The 19,986-nt window shown below is 64.7% G+C and carries 13 protein-coding genes and 2 tRNA genes; 4 read left to right on the plus strand and 11 right to left on the minus strand.

What is annotated here, in order from left to right:
* Positions 1 to 21: 21 nt before the first annotated feature.
* On the minus strand, positions 22 to 1,248 hold the full coding sequence (locus BMX94_RS07130; RefSeq protein WP_091005140.1) for an iron-containing alcohol dehydrogenase: 1,227 nt from the start codon (positions 1,246 to 1,248) through the stop codon (positions 22 to 24).
* Positions 1,249 to 1,637: 389 nt separating this feature from the next.
* Positions 1,638 to 3,473, minus strand: a complete 1,836-nt coding sequence (locus tag BMX94_RS07135) for a carbon starvation CstA family protein (protein ID WP_091005141.1) — start codon at positions 3,471 to 3,473, stop codon at positions 1,638 to 1,640.
* Positions 3,474 to 3,894: 421 nt separating this feature from the next.
* On the opposite strand from BMX94_RS07135, the gene BMX94_RS07140 reads away from it, so the two are divergent.
* The 4 genes from BMX94_RS07140 to BMX94_RS07155 all read left to right on the plus strand — a co-directional run bounded on the left by BMX94_RS07140 (position 3,895) and on the right by BMX94_RS07155 (position 6,542).
* Entirely contained in the window at positions 3,895 to 4,968 is a 1,074-nt protein-coding gene (locus BMX94_RS07140; protein WP_091005143.1) for a tetratricopeptide repeat protein, read from the plus strand.
* Positions 4,965 to 5,936, plus strand: a complete 972-nt coding sequence (locus BMX94_RS07145) for a hypothetical protein (RefSeq protein WP_091005145.1) — start codon at positions 4,965 to 4,967, stop codon at positions 5,934 to 5,936. The genes BMX94_RS07140 and BMX94_RS07145 overlap by 4 nt, the downstream gene beginning before the upstream one ends.
* 31 nt (positions 5,937 to 5,967) lie before the next feature.
* Positions 5,968 to 6,042: transfer RNA gene (locus tag BMX94_RS07150), tRNA-Glu, on the plus strand.
* A 203-nt stretch (positions 6,043 to 6,245) separates the two neighbouring features.
* Complete coding sequence (locus BMX94_RS07155; RefSeq protein WP_091005146.1) at positions 6,246 to 6,542, plus strand: PTS sugar transporter subunit IIB; 297 nt, start codon at positions 6,246 to 6,248, stop codon at positions 6,540 to 6,542.
* 33 nt (positions 6,543 to 6,575) lie between these two features.
* On the opposite strand, the gene BMX94_RS07160 is transcribed toward BMX94_RS07155, so the two are convergent.
* The 9 genes from BMX94_RS07160 to BMX94_RS07200 form a co-directional block, all read right to left on the minus strand.
* Positions 6,576 to 7,571 (minus strand): transketolase family protein, encoded by a 996-nt coding sequence (locus BMX94_RS07160; protein ID WP_091005148.1) that lies wholly within the window; start codon positions 7,569 to 7,571, stop codon positions 6,576 to 6,578.
* A complete protein-coding gene (locus BMX94_RS07165) occupies positions 7,564 to 9,222 on the minus strand; it encodes a thiamine pyrophosphate-binding protein (RefSeq protein ID WP_091005150.1) in 1,659 nt (552 codons plus the stop codon). Before BMX94_RS07165 ends, BMX94_RS07160 begins: the two co-directional genes overlap by 8 nt.
* Positions 9,223 to 9,397: 175 nt before the next feature.
* A tRNA-Leu gene (locus BMX94_RS07170) sits at positions 9,398 to 9,482 on the minus strand.
* Between the two features lie 19 nt (positions 9,483 to 9,501).
* Positions 9,502 to 10,500, minus strand: a complete 999-nt coding sequence (locus BMX94_RS07175) for a Ppx/GppA phosphatase family protein (protein ID WP_091005152.1) — start codon at positions 10,498 to 10,500, stop codon at positions 9,502 to 9,504.
* The gene (locus BMX94_RS07180; protein ID WP_091005154.1) at positions 10,500 to 11,198 is read right to left on the minus strand and encodes an FtsB family cell division protein; all 699 of its coding nucleotides are present in this window, start codon (positions 11,196 to 11,198) and stop codon (positions 10,500 to 10,502) included. The genes BMX94_RS07175 and BMX94_RS07180 overlap by 1 nt, the downstream gene beginning before the upstream one ends.
* 222 nt (positions 11,199 to 11,420) lie before the next feature.
* Positions 11,421 to 13,529, minus strand: coding sequence for a nucleoside triphosphate pyrophosphohydrolase (gene mazG / locus BMX94_RS07185; protein ID WP_091005156.1), 2,109 nt, complete (start codon positions 13,527 to 13,529; stop codon positions 11,421 to 11,423).
* Between the two features lie 41 nt (positions 13,530 to 13,570).
* The gene (mfd, locus tag BMX94_RS07190; RefSeq protein WP_091005157.1) at positions 13,571 to 17,041 is read right to left on the minus strand and encodes a transcription-repair coupling factor; all 3,471 of its coding nucleotides are present in this window, start codon (positions 17,039 to 17,041) and stop codon (positions 13,571 to 13,573) included.
* 187 nt (positions 17,042 to 17,228) lie between these two features.
* On the minus strand, positions 17,229 to 18,173 hold the full coding sequence (locus tag BMX94_RS07195; RefSeq protein WP_091005159.1) for a DMT family transporter: 945 nt from the start codon (positions 18,171 to 18,173) through the stop codon (positions 17,229 to 17,231).
* 23 nt (positions 18,174 to 18,196) lie between these two features.
* Positions 18,197 to 19,960: a phosphotransferase gene (locus BMX94_RS07200; protein WP_091005161.1), complete on the minus strand. Its 1,764-nt coding sequence runs from the start codon at positions 19,958 to 19,960 to the stop codon at positions 18,197 to 18,199.
* Positions 19,961 to 19,986 lie beyond the last annotated feature (26 nt).

Here is a 19,986-nt window from a genome sequence, read left to right on the forward strand (position 1 = left end):
AAAAGAGCGCTTGCGCAGGAACTAGAAGTTCACCGGCTCGTCGTAGTAGCAGCACTTGAGGATCTTCTCGAAGTCTGCAGCCTCGGTCTTGCGCGGGTTCTCGGGCGTGCAGGCGTCCTTCTCGGCGTTGGCAGCGATGGTCGGGAGCTTCTCGAGGAACTCCTTCTCGGAGACCATGACGGGCTCGCCGGTCTCGTCGGCCTTGACGCCACCATTTGCGTAGTTGTTGATGCTCTGCGGGATGTGCAGCTCGTCATTCATGCTGCGAATCTTCTGCACGAGCGACTCGATGAGCTGGTCATCGGTGGTGCCGGGAAGGTGCAGGATCTCCTTGGCGACATAGGCGTAGCGCTCGTGAGCGCGAGGATCCTTGGAGTTCCACTGGATGGCCTTGCCCAGGTACATGGCGTTGGCGGCACCGTGGATGATGTGGCCGTTCTCGAACGCCGCGCCGGTCTTGTGGGCCATGGAGTGGACAATGCCGAGTAGGCCAGAGGAGAAGGCCAGGCCGGCCAGGCACTGGGCCTCGTGCATGTGCTTGCGACCCTCGTGATCGCCGGTGTAGGAGACGGGCAGCCACTGGGTAATCTCGCGGATACCGTGCAGGGCATCAGCATCGGTGAACATGGAGGCAGCGGTGGAGACGTACGCCTCGAGGCAGTGCGTGAGGGCGTCCATGCCGGTGTGCGCGCAGAGCTTCTGGGGCATGGAGTAGGTAAGCTCGGGGTCGACGATGGCCACATCGGGCGTGATGTTGAAGTCGGCCAGCGGGTACTTAATGCCGTGCTCGTAGTCGGTAATAACGGAGAAGGCGGTTACCTCGGTAGCAGTGCCCGACGTGGAGCTGATGGCGCAGAAGTGAGCCTTCTGACGCAGCTCGGGGAAGGAGAACGGCTGGATGATGTTGTCGAACTTCTCGTCAGGGTACTCGTAGAAGACCCACATGGCCTTGGCTGCGTCAATAGGCGAGCCACCGCCGATGGCGACAATCCAGTCGGGGCCAAAGTCCTGCATGAACTTTGCGCCCTTCATGACGGTCTCGATGGACGGGTCGGACTCGACGCCCTCGAACAGCTTGACCTCGAAGCCAGCGTCCTCCAGGTCCTTCTGGACATCCTGCAGGAAGCCGCCGCGGCGCATGCTGTGGCCGCCGGAGACGATGACGGCCTTCTTGCCCTTGAGGTTCTTGACCTCGTGGCGAGAGCCCTCACCAAAGTACAGGTCACGCGGGTTAGTAAAACGTCCCATAAGCACATCCTCCAATTCACTGGCCGCCACCGATGACGGCAAATGTTCGAGAAGGCCGTTTGGCCCCCTCTGATGGCCAAGCTGGAACACCACGGAACGAGGCGCTTGGGCGCGCACGCCCACCGCCATGGAAAGCGGCCCCATCCTACCAGATGAGGCGCGGCAGATCGCCGCTTTCAGCAAACGGCTTTGCGCAGGCACAAGGCCATGCCCTCGCTCCATCGAGGTGCATACCCTTGTCCTTTTCAGACTCCTCGCCACAACCAAATCAACACATCTTCAACACAAACGCCCACTGGCAGCCCATCGCAGGCGCACAGAAAAGGCGCCCGATGCCATGCAGGCATGGGGCGCCAAAGGGTACGCGCTATTCGAGAGACCCGACTTGCCTATGCGGTGACCTTCGTCTTAGCGTCTACGGCTACGTCGCGCTTGGACTCCTCGACGTGCTTGCGGCCAAGCTCGGACCACTCGGGCTCCTCGTCGGGGATGGAGCCCGCCTTCTTGGTGAAGAGCTCCCTCAGGCAGTTGTAGGCAACGATGACGCCCAGGATAACGAGAAGCACCGCAAAGACGAGCTGGATGCCCGAGGTGGCAAGCACGGATACGCCTGCCGCAGTGGTGCCAAAGAGGCCGTACGTGCTGATGGCCACCACGCAGCCGATAAGCGACTGCACAAGCGAGGTGAAGGTGCAGCAGAGCAGGAACGCCACGGGCACGTAGAGCATCCAGCCCTTACGGCCGGTAACCTTGCAGAAGACGGCGATGGTGATCATGGTCATGCCACCGAGCAGCTGGTTGGAGGCACCAAACAGCGGCCAGATGTTGAGGTAGCCACCAAAGGTGAGCGACAGGCCGCCAAGCAGGGTGACCACCGTGGCAAACCAGGGATTGCCCACAACCTTCATGACGCCGGTCTTTTCGGTGCTCACCGCACGAGCGTCGTTGGACTTGGCGAAGAACTCCTGCAGCGAGACGCGGGCGATGCGGGCAACGGCGTCGAGCGAGGTGAGCGCCAGTGCCGAGACGCACATGGTCATGAAGACGGTTGCGATGGTGGAGTCGACGCCCATGAGCTCGACGCCCTTGGCCACACCGCCGGCAAAAATCTGGAACGGGGTGGCGTTGCCGGTGTTCATGTCCTTGTACATGATGGCGGCAATGACAACCGCAAGCATGCCCACGAAGGACTCGAGAACCATGGCGCCATAGCCAACGGGGAGCGCGTCCTCCTCGTTAGAAACCTGCTTGGAGGAAGTGCCGGAGGACACAAGGCTGTGGAAGCCAGAAAGAGCGCCGCAGGCAACGGAGACAAAAAGCACCGGGAAGAGGAACTGGCCGCTTGCGTTGGTGAAGCCGACGAACGCAGGTGCGGTCATATCGGCCTGGCCGTTCGCGCCCATGGCAAAGATGCCGAGCACAGCAGCAACGATCATGGTGACCATCATGATGGTGGTGAGGTAGTCACGCGGCTGCTTGAGCTTCTGGATGGGCATCGCGGCGGCAAACACGAGGTAGGCCATCGTGACGGCAATCCAGCCGTTGGTATCGAGGTAGATGGGGAACTGCATGCCCACGGCAAACATGGCGACCATCAGGACGAGCGCGCACACAAACTGCTTCCAGCCCTTGAGGTCGAACTTGCGGCAGAACCAGCCAAAGGCGATGGCAACAAAGGTGAAGAGCAGCGAAATGGTGCCCGCGGTTGCGCCAAAGTAGGACTTGGCGTAGTCCACACCGCCACCATCGGCGGGGACAGTCTTGAAGGTGCTGGCAACCATCGAGGTGAAGGCCGCGATGACGATGAGGCAGAACAGCCAGCTAAAGATGAGGAACAGGCGGCGACCGGTCTTGCCAATGTACTTCTCGATGAGCTGGGCTAGCGACTTGCCGTTATTCTTCATCGAGGCGTAAAGGGCGCCAAAGTCGTGCACGGCGCCAAAGAAGATGCCGCCGACAAGGACCCACAGCATGACGGGGACCCAACCAAACGCCATGGCGACGATGGTGCCCTGGACGGGACCGGCACCGCAGATCGAGGAGAACTGGTGCGCGAAGGCGGTGAAGCGGGATGCAGGCGAGAAGTCCTTGCCGTCTTCCATGCGAACCGCAGGCGTGAGTGCCTTGGAATCGACGCCCCATGACTTGGCTAGCCAGCGCCCATACCCGAGGTAGCCAATAATCAGGACCACCGCGCTTACCAAGATGATCGTGATACCGTTCATGTCGTCTTACCTCCTTAGGGTAGGGCGCTGCGGACCGTTTCCGCTGATTGCGCTCGGTGGGCGGCATAGTACATCCTCGAGATGAAATTGGGATTTTTCTCTCGTGCCCCTAACTATTGGATATTTTCAGAAGTTTCTGGATATTGTTGGATAATAACCTTGTATTTTTCTATGAATAATGGATATTTTGCGCTAGTTCAAAAACGTTGTTCTCCGTATGGTGTGCTGCAATCGTTTTCAAGATGTAATCGATATGGACCTCTATTGGAAACAATTTCCAACCGTTCACCGTCCGTTGAGCACCGTTCGAAGCGTTTGAGGGATTATGCGCACCGTTCTTGGGCAAAACAGCCAGTTACCCGTGGTGCGCCTGGCGGTGCCGCGCATGCGATACCATGAAGACGGTGAAAGGAGACGCAGCGTGGCATTTGACCCCCGCAGAGAAGACTATCAACGCCTGGCGCTGCGCTATGCGCAGTCGCTGCCCAAGGGTGACCCCGTGGCCGCCGCAAAGGCGTTTGCGGACTTTGGTCGCCGCTTTGCGCGCGACAGGGACACGCTGCCCCAATCAGACGCCGACCGGGCCTTCCATCTGGTGGCCGTCGCCGCCGAGATTATCGACTACCAGCTGCCGTTTTCGAGCGAAGCCAGGGCGGACAAGCTCATATCGCGCGGGCGCGATCTTCTCGACGAGGCAATATCGCTCGACCCCAAGTGCCACGACGCCATCCGCATGCGGGCCTCCCGCCTGAGCCCAAGCTTTGACGCCCAGTTCACCTTCCTCCAGGAAGGTGCCGATGAGGTTCTCGCAACCTGTCAGGCCGCACGCGATGCAGTGCCGGACGATGGGGACGACGAGCGCATGGCCCTTGGTCGCGACATTGCTCTACGCCCGTATCGGCGCTGGATGGCCGCGCTTGCAGAGGAAGCCCTCATCTGCGGTCGCAACCGCAGCTGCATAGAGGCTGGCGAGCGGCTGCTCGAGCATGACCCGTCGGATCAGGCGGACGTTCGCTTTACGTTGGCTCTAGCCTACGCAAAGCTCGAGGACCAAGCGTCGCTCGATGCCTTGGCAACGCGTTACGGAGCTATTGTGCCGCCGCGTGCAGCAGACGACGCCTGGATGGGAATCGCCCGCCTCGCGCTGGCGCACAAGAACCACGACATGGGCCTGGCGCGCCAGCTCCTCGAGCGTCTCATCGACACCTACCCGGGCTACGCTTCCGCCCTCATCACGCAGACGGAGCTGCCGGACGGAGTCTTTGCCCGTCTCGCCGTGCCTCCCTACAGCGAGGACGAGCTTATCCTTGCCGTCTCCGAGGCAACGGTGCTGCTCCAGGAGGGTGACGACAAGAGCGGACGCGGTGTTCTCGGCTCCTGGATCGCGCGAACCACGGCGAAGCTCCATCCCGAGGCACTCACCGAGGCGCAGGAGTATTCGACCCCCTACTACCAGCAGGGCGGAAAGGGGCCTCAGGGCGGTGATGCCTCGTGAACGGAAGAGAGGAGCTTGTGCTCAGGTGCGCCCAGCGACGCCGCGAGAAGATTGGCGCCCTCTCTGACGAGGGGTTTGCCGAGCTCTGCCTTGCCGTACGCGAGAACCCCACGGCCTTTGTCGATTCCCCCGAACTGGCCTCGTTCGCAACGCTCGTGGGAGCGCTGGACGCGTTCGCTCGGGCCGGCGCCGACGATGATCTTCTCGACGACGATGAATTCCGCTCTGCGCGCGAGCACAGGCTGCAGACGCTCTCGGCAGCGTGCGCCCAGGCGCTCTCCCAGGACAGTGGATGCCTGGACGCCCAGCTCGTGCAGGTGCTTGCGGCAGACCTCGATCCGGACGACAGGCTCGATGCGCTTCTCGAGATAGAGGCCAAGGCCGACAAGGCAGCCGAGCTCAACCTTGGTGCCACGGGCGACGCCTGGGATGACATCTTTGCGCGGCCGCGGCTGCGCCTGTGGGACGCCATCGCGCGAACGTGCCTGGCTGGCAGTCGCTTCCGCATGGCGCTCGACGTCTCGCGCGGTCTCATGGCGGCGTCGCCCAAGGACCAGGTGGGCGGACGCCTCACGGCTGCGCTGGCGCTTGCGCGCCTCGAGGACGAGGAGGGCTTCAACGAGCTTGACGCCCGTCTCGCGGGGCGCGAGAACTCCTGGCTCAACCTGGGCCGCACCATCCTCCTCTACAAGCTGGGACGCATGACCGCCGCGCGTCGCGCGCTCCGCGGGTACGGCGAGCTTTGCGAGGGAGCGGCGTATGCGCTGCTCAGGCCCACGTTTGTGGAGATCTACCTCCCAGACAGGCCCGAGGTTCCCGCGGGCGGATTCGAGGAGGCGACGTTCGCCGTCCATGAGGCTGAGCCCATCATCGCGGACGTTCCCGACTTTGTCGCCTGGGCAGACGGCTTCCCGTGGTTCCACGCGGCAGCCAATGCTTACGCGGAGGAGCACGGCTACGACTGGTAGAACCGCGCCGCTCTGATATACTCTCACCTGCGTCCCCATCGTCTAGCGGTCAGGACATCGCCCTTTCAAGGCGACGACACGAGTTCGAGTCTCGTTGGGGGCACCATTTGCACCAGGCAGCGGCCACCTTCCCACGTGAAGGTGGCCGCTTTTACGTGCAGAGAGGCTGAGCCCCGGGGACTGCGAGCGGTGCCTCGGTAAAACCGTGCAGCGCGCCATCCCACACGCCGGGCTGTCACGCTACCATGGCTGATAAGGTCAGGTGCCTACGGACGGCATCGTGCCGCTCGCATCGAAGGGAGCCCCCACATGTCGGACAAGAAGAAGCGCATCCTCATCGCATGCGGCTCCGGCGTTGTCACCTCGACGATTGCGCGCAAGAAAATCGAGGAGCTCCTCGACGCGCATGGCTACAGGGGTCACTACGAGATTGCGCAGGTTCCTCTCAGCACCGCGCCCGAGAAGTCCAGGGGTTGCGACTTCATGGTGGCCACCGCCATCCAGCCCTCCGAGCTGCACTGTCCGGCCGTTGACGGTACGCCCTACCTCACCGGGTCCGGTGCGGATGCAGCCAACGAGCAAATCCTGCGCCTCATGGAGCAGTAAGCCGCGCGACAGCCGCACGCGAAAGCCGCACCCCTACCCCAGCCGGGTGAGGATGGATGCCGCAAGTCCCTGGGGCGTAAGTCCCGCGCGCTCAAGCAGGCGGGGCTGCTCGTCCGCCTCGGGGTAGCAGTCGGGCGCGCCAAGGCGCAGCAACCCCGGGGCGCCCCCACGGTCGAGCAGTTCTTCGGCGAGAAGGCCGCCAAGGCCGCCCACCACGCTGTGCTCCTCCACCGTCACGGCAAGCCTCGCACTGGCGAGAAGATCAACAACGCGCTGGTCAAGCGGCTTCACGGTGCCCACGCTCACCACGCGGCAGGCAAGCCCCCGCGTGCGCAGCAGCCCGGCAGCCGCCAGCGCGCGCGACGCGATGGAGCCGCATGCAGCAATCGCAACGTCTGCCATGCCATTGGGCGCATCGTCCGCAAGCACACGGCAGCGCCCGATTTCGAAGCCCCCGGCGGGAAGCTCGGGATCGCCGGCGGGTGCCTGCGTAATGCGCACGTAGGCAGGCCGCGGATTGCGTGCAAGCTCCGCAAGCGCGCAGGCGAGCCCGGTGTTGGTTGCCGGCGTCACCACCGTGAGGCCCGGGATCGATCGCATGCAGGCAAGGTCTTCCAGCGCCATGTGGCTGGGGCCAAGGATTCCCGCGTGATACCCCGCGCCAAGCCCCACGAGCACGACCGGCGACTCCATCATCCCCAGGTTAACGCGCACCTGGTCGAGCACGCGAGCCGTGATGAAAGGCGCGTAAGACGGGGCAAACACGTGGAAGCCCTCATTGGCCAGGGCAGACGCAACCTCGACCTGGTTCTGCTCGGCAATGCCGCACTGGACAACGGAGCCGGGCAGCTTGGAGCGCAGCGCGTCCAGCGCAAGCCGGCGGCCATAGTCCGAGACAACGGCCATGACCTGCTGGTCATTCTCGGCAATTGTGCTCAGTGCGCGGCCAAAGACCACGCGCGAGTCCAGCCGGTCGAACTCGGCGGGATTCGAGACAAACGAGGGCGTTCCGGTGGCCTCTCTAGACATGGCTCACCTCCCGGCCAAGCTCCTTGACCGCCTGTGCATACAGCTCGTCGGTCAGCTTGTTGTCATGCCACTCGACGCAGTTCTCGGCAAACGAGAGGCCCTTGCCCTTGGTGGTGTGAGCCAGCACCGCACGCGGCCGCGTGTGGCTTGGCGCAAGCACACTCCAGAGCGCACTTACATCGTGGCCGTCCACCTCAATTGCCTCGAACCCAAAGGCGCGAAACTTCTCCGCAAGGCTTCCCGTGTCCAGGACCTGCGCCGTTGGCCCGTCGAGCTGCAGCCCATTGACGTCCACGACAACCGTGAGCGATGCCAGGCCCAGATGGCCGGCAAGCGCGGCGGCCTCCCAGACCGAGCCCTCGTTGCACTCGCCGTCACCCAGCAGGCAGAACACGCGCGAGCCACTCGCTCGCCTGTTGGCAGCAATGGCCAGGCCACACGCGTAGCCAAGCCCCATGCCAAGGCTGCCGCCGGAGGTCTCGATGCCGCGGGCAGGATCGCGCCTGGGGTGCTTGAACAGCACGGCATTGGGGCCGAGAAGGCCGCGGTCGATGTCCTCCTGCGAGACGAGGCCCGCATGGAGCAGTGCCGGGTAGAGCGCGAGGGAAGCGTGTCCCTTGGAGAGCACAAAGCGATCGCGCCGCTCCCAGGGGGTACCATCGGCCCCCGTGCGCATGACGCCGCCGTAGAGCACCGCGAGAATCTCCGCAGCCGAGAGGCTTCCGCCCAGGTGGAACGGCATATCCGGGTTGGTGTGCGCAAACTCGACAACGGCGCGACGGATGTCCAGGGCAAGCCCCGAGAGACGGCGCCGTTCAGAGGGGACAAGCGCCGAGGCGAGCGCCGTGGGAAGCCAACCGCCCTGAACAGAGGTCCCAGCGACCTCCTGCCCGGCACGCAGCCAGGTGAGGCCCCATTCGATGACCGTCGCGTCCGCAAGACCGATGGTCTGACGCAGCACGAGGACGGGATCGTTCTCACCGCATCCCAGCGCCTCCGCACGCTTCCCCGCCGCAGACGCGGAATAGCGCACCTTCGACCAGGTGATCTTACGACCAGAGCAGCGCTCGACGGCGTCAAAGGCCGTCTCGCGCGAGAAGTCGGCGTCCTCGAGGCCCGGGCACTCGCCAAGGTTCTCCCAACCCTCCTGGCAGAGGACCGGCTTGCCATCGACGGTACGAACGCGCAGCAGGTAGAGCACCGGGCTGCCAGGTTGGATGCGCAGGTGCTCGGAGACGTCTGCGGGGGCGGGCACCACGCGCTTGTCGAGGACGTGGGTCACGAAGTCCTTACCCTGCTCGCGAAGGGACTCCCCAAACGAGAGGGGCCGCTCACCAGCGGGGTGCGAGAGAGCGCGCTCGGAGACAAAGGTGCCCGAGCCGCGCACCTGGACGAGAAACCCCTCGTCCACGAGCTCGCTGATGGCGCGGCGAACGGTGCCGCGCGAAATGCCAAAGCGAGCCATGAGCTCGTGCTCGGAGGGAATGCGGGAGCCGGGCGCCCACTCGTGCAGCGCGATCTTCTCGCGCAGAAGGTCTGCCAGCCGCGAGTACACGGGAGCGGAACCCGCCTTGCCCGCAACCTGCTCCGCAGACCTGCCGGCCACCGCCTGCTGGGCATCCCGCAGCGTATCTGTGCCGTTCTCTGCCATGCTGCCCCTCCCCCGCTCCAAGCGCGCCGACGTTGCGAGACATAGTTGTACACCACTTGTCCTCATGTGGGACACGCAACGGGATGTTCTGGGCGCATGCGCCAAAACAACACGCCAGCGGCAAGCAGGCCGCGCGCAAACCGAAGGCAGGCCGCGTGCTAACCGAGTCGAGAAATGGTAGGGGCGGTGGGACTCGAACCCACAATCCTTTCGGCGAGGGATTTTAAGTCCCCTGCGTATGCCAATTCCGCCACGCCCCCAGCTCGTCTTGGGAGTGCCCTACTCCCCAGACGTCTTGAGCGGTCTCATGGTGGGCTTCCACACCACCGGAGACTCGCGCCCCTCAAGCATAGCAGCAGCGACGATCGAAAGGCCAAAGAGAAGATCGCTCTCGCTCACCGTGAGGCTCGAAAAGCCCGTCTGGCGCACAAGCTCTGACACGGCAACAGCGCCACCCAAGATCACGGGCGCACGCTTGGCCTGGATGCCCTTGAGCGCGGCGCGCTCCTCCTGCGTGAGCGAGGCAAGGCGCCGCTCAAGGGCGTCGACCTGCTCGCCCGCAAGCTCGTGAAGATGCACGTATGCGGGGTCGTACGGGTCAAGTTCGGCATCGATGGCAACGAGCGTGGTGACCGTCCCGCCTGTGACCACAAGCGTCTGGGGATTGCCCAGGCGCCCTCCTGCGTCCTTGAGCGCCTGCGAGAAGGTCTGCGCCGCGTACTCGTGGGCCTGGGCCAGGTCCGCAGCAGACGGCGGGTCCTCGCGCGAGAGGAAACGCTCTGTAAGCCGCCTGCAGCCAACTTGGACCGAGGTAACCCACCCCAGGTCAAGGGTGCCGCTAGCAAGCTCGCCCACGGCAAGCTCGGTGGAGCCGCCACCGTTGTCGGCAACCAGGATGCGGCGACCCTCAAAGTCCTGCGCTACGCCCAGGAAGGTGAGGGCGCCCTCGATCTGACCGGGGATGATGAGAGAATCGAGTCCCAGCGAGGCAAGGGCGGCGCCCAGCTCGGGCGAGTTCGAGGCATCGCGTGCGGCGCTTGTGAGGGTGCAGCACACGGCCTCTGCGCCGGACTCGCGCGCGGTCGTGACGTAGGCTTTTGCGCAGGCAAAGACGCGCTCCATGGCATCCTGCGCAAGCTTGCCGGTCCTGTCCACGTCCTGCCCAAGGTTGCAGATGTTCGACTGCTTGCCCAGCCGCACAACGCGGGACCCCTCGACGTCTGCCACCGCAAGGCGGCAGGTGACCGTACCAATGTCGATGACCGCGACCCTGCGCATTAGTTACCGCTTCCCGAGGTGTCCGTGGAGTAGTGGAAAATGACGTCGGCGACATTCACGTACCAGGGAACATCCGCCGAGACGACCGTGCCCGTGCCCATGGGGGTGGCATCGGCATCAGCATCCGAGAGGCCCTCGACAACCACGCCCGTCTCGCCCTCTCCAACGTAGCCGCGCTCGCGCGCAAGGTCCTGGACGCCCTCGGGTGTCATGAGGGCGTCGACCTCGCTGGTGAGCTGGTCGTTGCTCTGGGCGGTGGCATCATAGGTGGCCTGAAGATCAAGTCCCGAGCGCCATGCCGCATAGAGGTTGCAGGCGGGGCCATAGAGCATGACCGCCGTGGCAATGATTACGGCAACGATGATGACAGGAAGGCGATGCGCGCCCGCAAACTCCTCGGCACGCGAGACCGTCGCAGAGGCCGCGGACGTGGCACCTGAGGCCACATCCGCCGCCCTGGAGGCAACGTCGGCAACGGCACCGGACGCGGGCTCGGCAACGCGCTGCGCGCGGCGATCGGAGCGCGGACGCGTGCGAGCGGCGCTTGCAGCACCCACAGAGCGCGTCGCTTGTGCGCGGCCGACGGAGGCGCCGCGAGAGGCGCGCCTGCGGGCTTCAGAGGCCTGCATGCGGGCAGAGCGCGGCCGTGCGGCAGTACCCGTGCCCACGTGGCGACCAGTGGGGCCGTCCTCCTCCACGCGAACGCCCTCCATCACCGAGGAGAATGGTGAACGATGGGTTCTACCTGCGGAATAGGTATAGACAGCCGGTCTGGGAGACACGTCTACGGAACCTCTCAGCGCAATTTCTGTGCCCGAATATCTGCTCATGCCGTTGCTTCGTTTCTAGTGTGGTTTGGCGTGACAGCGCGGACGCGCCGTATGGGTCTCAGTGTATACCAGGAAGGCGCTCGGGCAGGGTCAAGATCTCTTCTCCTCTTGCTTCGCACGGTCCCAAAGAACGTTGAGCTCCTCGGTCGAAAGGTCCTCGAGAGCGACGCCTCCTTCGCGGGCCAGCTCCTCCATGCGCGACCAGCGGCGACGGAACTTCTCGTTGCTCTGCGTCAGCGCGCCCTCGGCGTCGATGCCCTCCATACGCGCAACGTTGACCAGCGAGAAGAGCAGGTCGCCAAACTCCAGCGCACGGCTCTGCGAGCCCTTTTGCTCGCTTTCGAACTCGTTGCGCTCCTCGCGCACCTTCTCCCACACGCCTGATACGTCATCCCAGTCGAAGCCCGCCCTGGCCGCGCGGGAGCTGATCTTCTGGCACTGCATGAGCGCAGGCATCGAGCGCGGCACCGAGTCGAGAAGCCCCTCCTCGGCTTTCGCGGCCCGTCCACCCGTCGCCTCGCGCTCGCGGCGCTTCACATTGTCCCAGATGCGCGCCACGTCCTCGGGGGTTTCGGCGTCCATACCCCCAAACACGTGCGGATGGCGGCGCACGAGTTTCTCGTCTATGGCACGGCACACGTCGTCGATGGTGAACGAACCCTTCTCCGAGGCCACCTCGGAGTTAAGGATCACCTGGTAGAGCACGTCACCAAGCTCTTCGGCCATGTGGGGGTTGTCGCCCGTGCGCAGGGCCTCGGCCGCCTCGTAGGCCTCCTCGACCATATAGCGCGCAAGGGACTCGTGCGTCTGCTCGCGGTCCCAGGGGCAGCCGTCTTCCTGACGCAGGCGCCAGACTGTGCGGACGAGACGGTCGAACTCCGGGTGTGCGGCCGGGGCTCCCGGACGCGAGAGGCTCTCGGCGTCAACGGCGTCAAGGTCAGCCCCGGCCTCCTCGGGAGCCTGCTCTCGTACGGGCTCGGGCTCTGTCGCCGGATGGGGCGTGCCAGCGACGGCGACCTCGTTTGCCCGCATGGCCGCAGCAAGCGCCTCGGCAACGTACGTTGCGCCTGATGAGCTGGGGTGCAGCCTGCCGTCGGCAAACAGGAGCGGGTTCCTGGGCAGGACTGCCGCGCCGTCGATCACGGTCACGTTTGGACGCCCCTTGCAGGCACGCTCGATTGCGCGGCGCACCCACGAGAGCGGCTTGCCGCTGGGGATGTCCGCGAGCGCTTGGGGGTCGTCTTCCTCCGTGCGCCAGAGCGGCGTGAGTACGTAGATGGGTGTATGCGGGAAGAGCTTGCACAGGCGGTCCAGATAGGCAGTTGCATCGCGGCGGATTTTCTTGCCCGAGCCCTTGCGCTTCCAGTCGTTGGTGCCATAGGCAACGGTGATCGCAGCGGGCGGCTCGCCGCGCAAGGCCTTGATGCCCGCAAGCGTCTGCGGGTCAAAGACGTAGCCGCAAACCGCCTGGTTCACGAGGTCAAGGCCAAGGGACGCCGAGAGGAGCGCGGGGTACGAGAGCGACGGGCACCCCACAACAAAGCCCTGGGTAATGGAGTCGCCCAAGGCGAGAAGATAGGCGCGCCGGGACGCGGGCGTAAGCGTGCCGTTGGCGGCGAGATGCCCAACGGCCACAGACATGATGAGCGGAAGGTAGACGCGCACCTCAACGGGCGTGTGACCGGGATTGTCAAAGCTCACAGAGATGCGCCCGTCGCGGACAGCCACGGTATGGGCCTGGCCACTCCCCACGACCACGTCGATGCCGTCAATGAGCCCGTCCTCAGCCTGGCCAAGGCTCCCCAGATGCCCCATGACCTCGTCGTACATCGGCTTCGCACGGTCGAGGGGCTGGGTCACGCGGCAGTCGAACGAGACCTCGTCCCCCGTGGTCACAAGCGACATGCATATGCCGGAGGTAGCGCGAGCTCTGTGGCCGCGATCGATGGCATCGAAGTAGCGCAGCTGCTTTTCCGAGAAGCGGTACGGCTGGACAAGGCCATCGCCTGCGTCCTCGACAACAAGGGCACCGCGCAGGTAGTCCATGATGTCACCGGCGAGAAACTCATCAACAGGCAGGCCATCGCCGGTGGCGGCGAGCGCGCCTGTCCGCGACCCCATGTGCGCTGCCGCAAGCGCCGTGCGCGCCAACTTGCCAGACCTGATGAGCCTTGCCCTGTCATCCCTGCTCAAAGCCATGAGGTCGTCCCCTCTCGTCACGTTGTGGCTACTGCCAGCCCCTACTCGTCGTCCGTCTCGTCGCCGCCGCCGACCTCCTCCAGCACGCCAAGCGCGGCGGGCATGACCTCCTCCTGCTTTGCGCGGAAGGGGTACGCCAGCTTGTGCGTCTTGGGATAGACCAGCGCGCCGCGCTCCTTGAGCTTGAGGGCCGTCTTTCTCGGCACGTCGATTCCCTGGTAGATGAGGCGTCCATTGGTGAGCGAGACCACCGTGCACCCCAGGCGCTGCGCGCGGATGCGGATGCGCGCCCGGTCAAGGAGGTTGCGGCCGGCAAGCGGCAGCGCCCCGTGGCTCTCCTCAAGGTCGCGCTGGAGCGCATCCACGTCGGAGAGCTCCGTTGCTGCGGCAAGCCTGCGGTACGCGAGCACGCGCTGGTCCACCTCGGGCATGTACTCCTCGGCCAGGTAGAAGTCGGCGGCGAGGTTGATGGTGACCTCGGGCACCTCCACCTCGGCAGTCTCGCCGCGCGCCTCGGCAACGGCCTCGCCCAGCATCTGCGTGAAGAGGTCAAAGCCCACGCTCGAGAGGTTGCCGTGCTGCTCGGCGCCCATGAGCGAGCCCGCGCCGCGAATCTCGAGGTCGCGCATCGCAATGCGCATGCCGCTACCCAGGTCCTGGTACTCGTTGATGGCGGTGAGGCGGTCGGTGGCCTCGGGCGTGAGCGGCTGCGACGCCGGGAACATGAAGTAGGCGTACGCCTGCGTGCGGCCACGCCCCACGCGACCCTTGAGCTGGTAGAGCTGGGCCAGGCCCAGGCGCTGGGAGTCCTCGATGATGAGCGTGTTGGTGCGGGGGTTGTCGATGCCACTCTCGATGATGGTCGTTGCCACCAGCACGTCAATCTCGTGCTCCTGGAAGCGCAGCATCACGTCCTCTACCTCGCGGGCGCTCATCTTGCCGTGCGCCACGCCCACGCGCGCCTCGGGCGCCGCCTCCATCACGCGCGCCACGGCATCGTCGATGGTAGTCACGCGGTTGCTCACGTAGTAGACCTGCCCCTTGCGCTCCAGCTCGTTGCGGATGGCTGCCGAGACCAGATCTGGGTCCCACTCCCCCACGTGCACCTTCACGGGCAGACGTCCCGGCGGCGGCGTCATGATGAGGCTCATGTCGCGCACGCCGCTCATGGCCATCTGCATGGTGCGCGGGATGGGCGTGGCCGAGAGCGTGAGCACGTCGACCTGCTCGCGCATGTTCTTGAGCTGCTCCTTGTGCTGCACGCCAAAGCGCTGCTCCTCGTCGATGATAACGAGCCCAAGGTCGTGGGGGTTGACGTCTGCCGAGAGGAGCCTGTGCGTGCCAATGAGCACGTTCACCGTGCCTGTGGCAAAGCCCTCGAGCGCCTGCCGCTGCTGGGCGGGTGTCACAAAGCGCGAGAGCACGCGGACGTCCAGGTCGAAGGGCGAGAAGCGCGAGAAGAACGTCTCGAAGTGCTGCTCGGCGAGGATCGTCGTGGGGCAAAGGACCATGACCTGCTTGCCGTCCTGGCAGCACTTGAACGCCGCACGCAGGGCGACCTCGGTCTTGCCAAAGCCCACGTCACCGCAGAGCAGCCGGTCCATGGGCTTTCTCGCCTCCATGTCGGCCTTGATGTCGGCCACGGCCGAGGCCTGGTCGGGCGTGAGCTCGTAGGGGAAGCTCGACTCCATGTCCAGCTGGGCGGGGGTGTCGGGCGAGAAGGCATAGCCCGTCACCGAAGCGCGGCGCGTGTAGAGGTCAACCAGGTCAAACGCCAGCTTCTTGGCCGAGCGCCGGGCCTTGCCCGTGGCGCGTGACCAGTCCGCCGTGTTAAGACGCGTGAGGCGCGGGGAGGAGCCATCGGGGCCCACGTAGCGCGTGATGCGGTCGACCTGCTCGAGCGGCACATAGAGCTTGTCGCCGCCGGCGTACTCCAGCAGGAAGTAGTCGCGCATGCGCCCGGCGACCTCCTGGCGCACAATCTGTGAGAAGAGCGCGATGCCGTGCGTGGCGTGGACCACGTAGTCGCCGGGCTTGAACGGGAAGGTCACGCTCGTGGGGTCCACGCGCTTGGCGCGACGGCGGTTGCGCGCCGTGCGCGGCGTGAGGTCGGAAATCGAGAGCACGCCCAGGTGCGCCGAGGGTACCACGATGCCCGCGGGCACCGGCGCGTCCGTGAAGGTCACCGAGCCGCGGCGCAGGGGCGCCACGGCACCGTTGGCGTCTGGGGAGGTCACGGGCACGGCATTCTCGGCAGCCGAGCCCAGCGATTCCGCAAAGGGAATGTGCTCGTCGGTGAGGCGCAGCTCGAGCGACTCGCGGGCACCGCGGTCCGGCGCGGCGAACACCACACTGGTGTTGTCATTAATGAGCTGACGAACAACCGAGATGAGCTTGGTGTCGGCACCGGCCACGTTGGGCTGACGCACCTTGAGCTCCGCCGTCACCGAACCGCCCACCCTGAGGATGGACGAGAGGGACAGGCGCTGCTGGCGCCCAAAGTCCATCTCGCGCGGGCTGGTGTAGAGCCCGTCCGTCGAGACGTGAGCCGAGGAGGCCGAGGCAGAGATGTCGTCCATGGCCCGCTGGCAGTCGTCGAAAAGCGCACGGGGCTCTGCGAGCACCACGAGGGCATCTTTCGCGATGTGCTCGATGGGGCTGGCCGAGCCGCCGTAGAGCACGGGGAGGTACTTCTCGAGCGACGGCTGAGCGGCGCGCGCCTGGATGGCCTCAAGATCCGCCGCGAGCTTGGTGTCGTTCTGGGCGCGGTTGTAGAGCGCCTTCTCGGCGCGGGAGATGGTCTCGTTGGTGAAGGCCATCTCGCGGCAGGGAACCACGTCAACGGAGTCCAGCTCGCCGATGGTCTGGCCCGTGGAGGGCACCATGCGGCGCACACGGTCAATCTCGTCGCCAAAGAACTCGATGCGCACCGGAGAGGTTGCCTGCGCGGGGAACACGTCGACGGAGTCTCCATGCACGTGAAAGGTTCCGGGTGCCGCTACGTCCTCCGCGTCGCCCACGTCCGTGTAGCCCATCCCTACAAGCAGGGGCGCCACGTCCTCGAAGGGAACCTCATCACCCACGGAGAAGGTGCTCGAGGCAAAGTAGCCCGATCCCGCCGGCGGCACGCGACGCAAGAGCGCCGGCGCCGATGCCACCACGACGCACTTCTCACCTGCAGCCAGACGGGAAATCGCACGGCAGCGGGCGCCAATAACGGCGTCATCGGGGGCAGCCTCGGCCCACGGGTGATCGCGGCGCATGGGATAGCGGGCAACGACGTCCTGGCCCAGCCAGGCGGCAAGCGCCCGCGCGGCGCGATCCGCCGCCTCCTCGCCCGAGACAACAACCAGACAGGGACGCGGGTCTCGTGCCCAGAGCGCCGCAATCATCAGCGGTCGGGCGCTCTGGCCCACGGCGAGGGAGGCGTCATTGCCGCAGCCCAGCTCGTGGAGAAGCGGGACGAGCTCGGGTGCAGAAAGCAGCTGGCGAGAGACCCTGTTGATAAACATGAAGGCAACTCCTTGGTACAGCAGAGAGACATGCAAAGCGGCCCGCATGGCATGCATGCGGGCTCGTAGTAGCGGTAATTCTCCGCGATTGTATCAGGTGGCAGGGGCACGGGCGGACGTCCCAGGACGCCCCACACCTCGACTGCAAATTGGGGCGCCCAGGGCCAGGCGGTGCCAAGAAGCGCCTCTACGCCTCAGCCTTCTCCCCGTGCCCAAAGAGGGCCTTCACGTCGGTTGCCGCCGTGACGGCCCCAAGGATGATAACGACAGCGCACACGACGCCGCGTACGTCGGGCATCGTGCCCAGGAGCAGGAGCGAGAAGGGAATGGCCCAGGCAGAGTAGGTGATGTTGAGGGCCATGGCACGCGAGGCGCCAATGCTCGCGATGGCCTTGTAGTAGAGCAGGTAGGAAGCCGTACCAGAAAGCGCCGCAAGGGCAATGGTGGGCATGGCGCTCGAGACGAGGGCCTCAATGGTGCTGGGCCACGCGCCGAGCAGCGGGAGGATGACCAGCGCGTACGTAAGGGCAGAGGTTGTCTGTCGTATCTGCATGGCGCACTCGTCGTCCACGCTTGCGTTGCGCAGGCCCCAGTCGATCACTACGGCCTCGGTGCCCCAGCCAAGCACGCACACCAAGGCGCCAATGATGCCCATGGTCCAACTACCGGGCACGCCGTCGACGGGTGTCCAACCCAGCACAGCCACGGCGACCAGGCACGCGACAAGCCCCGACCACTGGTAGGGCCGCATGCGCTCCTTCAGGACCACGGTCGCAAGTGCCGCACCGTACGCTGGGAAGAAGGCGGATATCGCCGCCGTGTACGCGGGACCAATATTGTTGATGGCAAGCACGTACCCTGTCATGCCCACAGGTCCGCCGATAAGCGCTGTGCCCACAATCACCAGCCCGCTCTTGCTGCGAAGCGTGCGCCAGGTCTCGCCCAGCTTGCGACGGATTCCCATGTAGGCAAATGAGAAGACCGCCGAGCTTGCGTCGTGGAGGAAGGTGCTTGTGAAGGCGGCCAGCGCGATTGCCTGCGGCGTTGCCGCGAAGGCGGGGTTGGCAAGCGCGATGCCGAGAATTACCGTGTCGAGCGCCCAGGTGAGTGCAGCGCCAAAGCCATAGGGCATGATTGACCCCTCTCAATACCTACTTAAGCAGCCAGGATGTCGTTCTTCTCGTACCACGAGAGGACCTTGTCAACGTACGTGACGGCATAGCTCTTGTAGATGCCGAGCCACTCCCCCACGCCGGCGCCCTCGGCCTCCTTCTCGAGCGCCCAGACGTACCAGCACCAGCCGCCGAGCACCACGCGCGCCCAGAAGTGGCGACGCTCGACTGGTGTGGCAGCGCGCCCAAAGTAGGCGTCGATGGCAGCGTTTGCCTGGTCTTCGTCGTATTGGGAGCAGATGATGAAGGTCGCCGTATCGTTGCCTGGGTCGCCCATGCCGGCAAACTCCCAGTCGATCACGCTCATCGCGCCGTCCTCGCCAATGAGGAAGTTGAGCGGCAGGTAGTCGTTGTGGCAAAAGCAAGCGGAAAAGCCTTCATCGGCGGTGCAGTAGTCGTTCAGGCGGGTGACCTTCTCGCGCAGCTCCTCGTAGCCGGGAATGTCAATGGCCCCGTGGTCCTTGAGCAGGCTCTCGTAGCCCAGGCCGTCCTTGTAGAAGTCAAACGAGGCGTCAATGCACGCGCCAGACTCGTGAAAGGTGCGGGCGAGGCTCATGGCCCGAGAGACCTCGACGTCGTTGAATGGATCCACGTTCCTTGCGTTTGGCACAAAGTGAGAGATCTTCCAGCCCTTCTCGGCGTCCTCGTAGATGAAGGTGCGGTCGATTCCCAGCTGGTGGGCAACCGTATCTGCATCCGTCTCGGCCGTGCGGTTGATGAACTTCTCGGTGCCGATGCCGGGGTGGCGATAGACGTATTCGTCTGCGCCCACGGCAAAGTGGAAGGTGAGGTTGGTAAGGCCGTTCTTAATGGGACGGAAGTCGTGTATCTGCGTTCGATCGCAGCCAAGGACCGCCACGATATTGTCAAGCGCAGGGCAGTCGACCGAGGCTAGGAACTGGGGGTCAAACTCGACCAGATCGTCGACCGAGTCAAACTCGAGGACCTCTCCCTTGGGGTAGCGGCGCATGTCCATCGAGAGGCTGTCGAGGTTGCGCGCGTAGATGGCCTCCCAGAGCTCGTCCGCGTGGCGCTCCTCGTAAGAAGGATCGCTCACAACGTCACCGAGGATGCGCACGAACGAGTTGGAGAATGCCCGGTCAAAGTAGACGTGCCCGAGCATGGACCACGCGTCCTTGCCTCCCACCGTCACGGAGGTGATACGATCGTCCTTGTCGACGCCAAGGCACCACTCGTCTGTGGGGCCGTCCATGTAGACCGCCGAGTAGTACGCATGGTAGACATAGGTCTCGAAGGGATTGCTGACAAAGTAGTCGTCCGACGAGCAGATGTAGGTGTTCCTCAGCTGGTCGCGAACGAGCCAGAGAGTCCAGTTGTTGTTCCTCTCGGCGTAGAGGTCGTTTTTCACGAGACGGACGCCGTACTTCTCCGCAAGGTAGGCAAACTCGTCCGCACGATAGCCCACGACCACCGTGATATTCGTGATTCCCACCTCGTGGAGCTGACGAATCTGGCGCTCGATGAGGACCTCGCCATGCACGCTTGTGAGCCCCTTGGGCCGCCAGTACGAGATGGGCACAAAGCGAGACGAGAGCCCCGCTGCCATGATGACCGCGTTCTCCACCCGGTAGGGCTGCAGCGCCTTGCGCCCAAGCTCAGTGATGGTGGTGCCGGCAACAAGGCCAAGGCTGCGAAGCCCCTCAATCACAGGAGATGCTGCGGGAACGCCGGCCTCATTGGCGGCCAGCGAACTTAGGATGTCAAACTCTTCTCGTGTAAGTGCCATGGCAGATCCTCTGGACGAGTATTTGG

The sequence above is a fragment of the Olsenella sp. KH3B4 genome, assembly GCA_900111695.1.
Classification (GTDB): domain Bacteria; phylum Actinomycetota; class Coriobacteriia; order Coriobacteriales; family Atopobiaceae; genus Tractidigestivibacter.

Bases quoted from the DNA above. Each gene is read 5' to 3' on its own strand.
- BMX94_RS07200 (WP_091005161.1), bottom strand. From the start codon at position 19,960: ATGGCACTTACACGAGAAGAGTTTGACATCCTAAGTTCGCTGGCCGCC.
- BMX94_RS07165 (WP_091005150.1), bottom strand. From the start codon at position 9,222: ATGGCAGAGAACGGCACAGATACGCTGCGGGATGCCCAGCAGGCGGTG.
- BMX94_RS07130 (WP_091005140.1), bottom strand. From the start codon at position 1,248: ATGGGACGTTTTACTAACCCGCGTGACCTGTACTTTGGTGAGGGCTCT.
- BMX94_RS07155 (WP_091005146.1), top strand. From the start codon at position 6,246: ATGTCGGACAAGAAGAAGCGCATCCTCATCGCATGCGGCTCCGGCGTT.
- BMX94_RS07195 (WP_091005159.1), bottom strand. From the start codon at position 18,173: ATGCCCTATGGCTTTGGCGCTGCACTCACCTGGGCGCTCGACACGGTA.
- mfd (WP_091005157.1), bottom strand. From the start codon at position 17,041: ATGTTTATCAACAGGGTCTCTCGCCAGCTGCTTTCTGCACCCGAGCTC.
- BMX94_RS07160 (WP_091005148.1), bottom strand. From the start codon at position 7,571: ATGTCTAGAGAGGCCACCGGAACGCCCTCGTTTGTCTCGAATCCCGCC.
- BMX94_RS07175 (WP_091005152.1), bottom strand. From the start codon at position 10,500: ATGCGCAGGGTCGCGGTCATCGACATTGGTACGGTCACCTGCCGCCTT.
- BMX94_RS07135 (WP_091005141.1), bottom strand. From the start codon at position 3,473: ATGAACGGTATCACGATCATCTTGGTAAGCGCGGTGGTCCTGATTATT.
- mazG (WP_091005156.1), bottom strand. From the start codon at position 13,529: ATGGCTTTGAGCAGGGATGACAGGGCAAGGCTCATCAGGTCTGGCAAG.